The sequence below is a fragment of the Nocardia sp. NPDC002869 genome (assembly GCF_046764065.1).
Lineage (GTDB): Bacteria > Actinomycetota > Actinomycetes > Mycobacteriales > Mycobacteriaceae > Nocardia > Nocardia rhamnosiphila.
In genome coordinates this window covers 1-2,293 of record NZ_JBKOOL010000314.1, presented here as the reverse complement: position 1 = coordinate 2,293, position 2,293 = coordinate 1, and the positions used below count along the sequence as shown (strand labels likewise).

Genomic DNA, 2,293 nt, shown 5'->3' with positions numbered 1-2,293 from the left:
CGAGACTCGAGCCTTCGGCTCATGCGCTTTCGAGGCCGAAACGGCGAGACGGGCCTCAACCCTTGGAGGTGTCTCGTAAAACTCGACACATGCGGGTTGCGTCGGCATTCGACGGCTTGGCGGCGGGTGTGCCGGTTATCTCCAGCTGGGTAGCCACAGGTGGTCTTGCCAGTTGTTTGTTGTTATGGGTAGGCCGGTGAGGATGGGCCAGAGCCAGATGAAGTTCGCTATTACGAGGGCAAGGTAGAGGCAGACCACCAGGAGGCCCAGGCTGTGGCGTTCGCTGGGTCGGGCGGGCCGGAACTGACCGCCGGATCCGAAGGGGACCGGGCGTCCGGCGGTGCCGAGTATGTCGCCCAGCACCAGTGCCACCGCCATCACCAGGAACGGGGCCAGGGTGACCGCGTAGAAGTAGTACATCTGGCGGTCGAGGGTCAGGAACCAGGGCAGCAGGGCGGCGCCGTAGGCGGTGAGCACGGCCGCGTATCGCCAGTCCCGGCGGACGATCCAGCGCCAGATACCCCACGCGAGGACGGGCAGCGACACCCACCACAGAGCGGGTGTGCCGACCAGCATGACGGCTTTCACGCATTCGGTCTGCCCGCAGCCGGTGACCCCGTCGTCGGCGTAGTAGTACAGCATCGGCCGCAACCCCATCGGCCAGGTCCACGGTTTGGATTCCCACGGGTGATGGTTGCCGGCGGAGTTGGTGAGCTCGGAATGGAATGTGAGGGTGCGGGAGTGGAAGTACCACAGCGACCGCATGGCGTCGGGCACCAGATGTGACCAGAATCCGCCGGTGCCGATCCCGTCCTCGGGCGCCGACGGATTACCCGCCATATAGCGGTAGACGGCGGTTTCGCTCCGGAACCAGGCGGCGTAGCTCGCCAGGTACACGCCCAGCGGGATCAGCACCAGCGCGTACAGCGCGGGGCCGAGATCGCGGACGGCGGTGCCGTACAGCGGTTTGCGCACACCGTAGGTGCGGCGCGCGAACAGATCGAACAGGATGCTCAGCACCCCGAACGCGGCGATGAAGTACAGCCCGGACCATTTGGTGCCGCAGGCCAGTCCCAGCAGGAGTCCGGCCCCGAACCGCCACCAGCGCACCCCCAGGCGCGGACCCCACGGAGTCTTGCCGATCCGGCCCTCGGCGTCGGCGCGCGCGAGCCGGGCCCGCACCTGGTCACGGTCGACGATCAGGCATCCGAACGCGGCGGTGACGAACACCGTGATGAAGATGTCGAGCATCCCGATCCGGGACGAGACGAAGGTGGTTCCGTCCGTGATCAGCAGGATCCCGGCCAGGGCGCCCAGCATCGTCGAGCGCGTCATCCGCCGCACGATCCGGATGACCAGCAGGACCAGCACCGTACCGGCCAGCGCGGCGGAGAACCGCCATCCCCAGCCGTTGTAGCCGAACAGCGCCTCGCCGATCGCGATCATCTGTTTCCCGACCGGCGGATGCACCACCAGCCCGTAACCGGGGTTGTCCTCGATACCGCCGGTGAGGAACTGCCAGCCCTGCGGGGCGTAGTGCTTCTCGTCGAAGACCGGCGTTCCCGCGTCGGTCGGATAGTTGAGCATGGTGAAGCGGGTGATGGCCGCGATCACCGTCAGGAACAGGCTGACCACCCAGCCGCGCGCGGTATCGGTGGGACCGAAATCCGGCGCCGGCCGCAGCGGGGCCGGGCTCGACCAGGTGCGCTGCGGCCGCCAGGCCGCGCGGCGGCGCGGTTCGGTCAGCTGAGTCACGGCTCGAGCTTATGTGCTGTGTCTTTCGGCACCGCCTTCGGCGTCGCCGGGCTGAGAGCCTCGCCCGACTCGGTACCCGGGGTGGCGCCTTCCGGACGGCCTCGGGAGGGCGGGGTTTGCCGCGTGCGGTGTCTCGGGATCGTGTCCCCTGCTGGTGGCGTTCCTGAGCTCGGCGGCCGTGTTCATCGGTAGCCCGGGGATCTCAGGGCTACCGCGTGAGCGCTCCGCGCTGCGTCGGCGTGCGAACTTTTCGATGCGGCTCGACTGGCTGCCCCCAGTACTCGCCGCACTCGACCGGCCGTTCGTCATCGAGCGCCCCGACGAACTGCGCGCCCTCGTCACCGCGCTCGCCGATCGCCTCGCGTCCCACGCCCGCCGAGCCCGACCGCCCGGCACCGCTGTCCTGAGATGGCACCGCCGAGCGATGCCGACGCAACCCCCCGCGTCGAGTCTTACGAGACACCTCAAAGGGTTGAGGCCCGTCCCGCCGTTTCGGCCTCGAAGTGCATGCGGCGAAGCCGCGAGTCTCGAGGCCGAA

Annotated in this window: 1 protein-coding gene; it reads right to left on the bottom strand. The window is 68.4% G+C overall.

The features are described from left to right. Window positions 1-135: 135 nt before the first annotated feature. Complete coding sequence (locus ACLML9_RS28535) at window positions 136-1,755, bottom strand: dolichyl-phosphate-mannose--protein mannosyltransferase (protein ID WP_411948396.1); 1,620 nt, start codon at window positions 1,753-1,755, stop codon at window positions 136-138. Window positions 1,756-2,293 lie beyond the last annotated feature (538 nt).